At 50.3% G+C, this 2,655-nt stretch carries 1 protein-coding gene; it reads right to left on the bottom strand.

Annotated elements, in window-relative coordinates; genetic code table 11:
- Positions 1 to 384: 384 nt before the first annotated feature.
- The gene (locus QMN93_RS25745) at positions 385 to 1,671 is read right to left on the bottom strand and encodes a PAS domain-containing methyl-accepting chemotaxis protein (protein ID WP_306170312.1); all 1,287 of its coding nucleotides are present in this window, start codon (positions 1,669 to 1,671) and stop codon (positions 385 to 387) included.
- Between the last annotated feature and the right edge of the window lie 984 nt (positions 1,672 to 2,655).

Below are 2,655 nucleotides of genomic sequence, written 5' to 3'. Positions count from 1 at the left end.
GGCAGTTCGCTCCAAGCTGGACTGTATGCACGAACCCCCCGTTCAGTCCGACCGCTGCGCCTTATCCGGTAACTATCAACTTGAGTCCAATCCGGAAAAACACGACAAAGCGCCACTGGCAGCAGCCACTGGTAACAGGTTTAGAGGAGGAGAGTCTTGAAGTTTCGGGTGCGATAAGGCTACACTGAAAGGACAGTTTTGGTGACTGTGCTCCTCCAAGCCAGTTACCGCGGTTCAAAAGAGCGTCAACTCTTGCGAACCTTCGAAAAAGCCACCTTGCCGGGTGGTTTTTTCGTTTTCAGAGCAAGAGATTACGACGCAACGGAAAGGATCTCAAGAAGATCATCTGTGATGTTCGACAGATATGGGGATATGCACCATGGCCTATCCGGCTTTAACTGAAATGGCGACATCCTTAACCGCAGTCTCAACCCCTGCAGCATTCCTCTGAATGCTGGTCATAACTTCACCCGCTTCGCGCATGAGTGTAACCCCTTCCCGAGTGTTCATCAGGCTGTTTTCAATGCCACAGAGAACATCCTTGGCCAGTTGACTATTGCTGGCCACGACTTGCTCAATTTCTTCAGTCGCGCTACTGACGCTCGCCGCAAGATTACGCACTTCTGCGGCAACAACCGCAAAACTTCTTCCGGATGCGCCAGCCCTTGCTGCTTCAATCGCGGCATTCAGTGCAATAAGTCTTGTCTGCATGGCAAACTTCCGGATGGTTTCCACCATATCGTCAATACTTTCAGACTGATTGTTGAGCCGTGAGATATCGGTGGAGACAGCCCCCATCCCCTGCGCAATTCTGTCAATCATAAGGATGCTATTTTCAATAACATTGGCACCGTTCTGCGCACTTTCTCGGGTCTGCACGGCCATATCCCATGCATGCACAGCAGCCTCTTGCTCTCTCTGGTTTCGCAGGACATCAGCCGTAACATCTGTAGCGAATTTCACAATTTTATAAAGCTGCCCATCACTGTTAAAGACAGGGTTATAAGTTGCACGGAACCACAGAGGGTCTCCCTGACGGTTAAGGCGTGGAAACAGACCAGAAAAAAACTCACCTTGATTCAGACTCTCCCAGAAATGTCGGTATTCATCACTTTTGTAAAGCGTCTCGGCACAGAACAGACGATGATGCTTACCTATGATTTCATCCCGCTTATAGCCAGTGGCATTGACGAAATTTTCATTTGCTTCAAGCACGATCCCTTCAGGATTGAAGGTGATGATGGCCATAGAACGGTTTATGGCATTTACAACTGCTTCCTGCTCAAGAGCAGAATGCACGCGCTCAGAAATATCGGCAGCAATTTTAATGACTCTGATAACACGGCCGCGCCTGTCAGAAACGGGGATATAACTGGCTTCAAGCCATACGGAACGATTTCCCTTTGCCAGCCGCAGGTACTTGCCACTAAAGCTTTCTCCCCTGGCAAGGCGCTGCCAGAACTGGCTGTATTCCGGTGAACTTACCAGCGAGGGCGGGCAGAATATACGATGGTGGTGACCGATTATTTCATCAGCCCTGTACCCCATAGTGGAGAGAAAAAGCGGGCTGGCTTTATTTATCACCCCCTCCGGACTGAACTCAATGACAGGCTTATTCTGACAAATTGCGTCATACGAAATGGCTGATCGCTGGAGGTTCAGGGAGAACATATTTTTAAGTGAAAACATATGAATCAGATTGCCCGGATAATGTAAGTACTGCCATGGTTATCGGCTACTCCTTATGTAGCGTTATATATTACTGCGACAGGGCGGGAAAAAGCCCGCTATTCAGCCATGCCGGCATGATGTCCGGCTCCGGATTTCACGCGTAAAAAACCCGCCATCTTTAGCGGGCTGAACAATAAGAAAATGTTCATATTTACGGCAAATCCGCCGGCTCCAGCAGAGAAGCTGGCGTCTATCAATCTTGGAAGAACCAGCGCAGCTCCGCATGCATTAACAGGCATCAGAAGGCAAAAAAATGGCTCCCATCCGGGAGCCGGAAAACACTCAACTGCCTGGATCGCAGCACATCCTTTGTGAAGGATAATTTAAGTATCGGCCGGATTGCCGCGGGCATAATTTTTTCCGTATCCGCCAGACCTCGGCTTTTAACATAACACCCCTTGCCCGCACCGCAGAAACGGGGTTGGCTGCGTTTCCGGTGCCAGACGCGAGAAAGTGGCGACAGACATGACGAAAAAACACCAAAAACGCAGCCGCTGGATATTACACTGATGCATAGTCATGCAGCCAGATGCATGCAGCGTAAAGTCACACTAAAATCAGCGCGAACGCCTTAAAAACCGGCAAATGCCTCTCCGGCAACTCACACAGCTCCATCACCAGGTAAAAACAGTTCAGCAGGGCTTCAATAACGTTGAGAATTTTCATCACTTCCTCCGGGATAAGTCACTACCATTCCGGTAGTCAGCCTATTTAGCAGGAACGCGATGAGCCCTTCTTCGTGCGGGCTGTCACCTCATCTTCGGACCATCGAAACTCTTCTGCTTCTGTCGGAGCGTCAGCTCCAGCTCGTTCTGACGCTGATACTCCAGTGCAGCCTTCTCCTCGATGGCATTCAGTTCCCGGACAAGCGGCGCAGCTGCTCGCTTAAACTCAGCACCTGCGTGCTCAAGTCCGACACGCGCT

It is taken from the genome of Enterobacter sp. R-1.6.2, from assembly GCF_035064085.1.
Classification (GTDB): domain Bacteria; phylum Pseudomonadota; class Gammaproteobacteria; order Enterobacterales; family Enterobacteriaceae; genus Enterobacter; species Enterobacter asburiae_B.
The sequence above is the reverse complement of the archived record's forward strand: the minus strand, read 5'-3'. Positions and strand labels throughout refer to the sequence as shown.

Coding starts and splice junctions, on each gene's coding strand:
- QMN93_RS25745 (WP_306170312.1), bottom strand. CDS start 1,671: ATGTTCTCCCTGAACCTCCAGCGATCAGCCATTTCGTATGACGCAATT.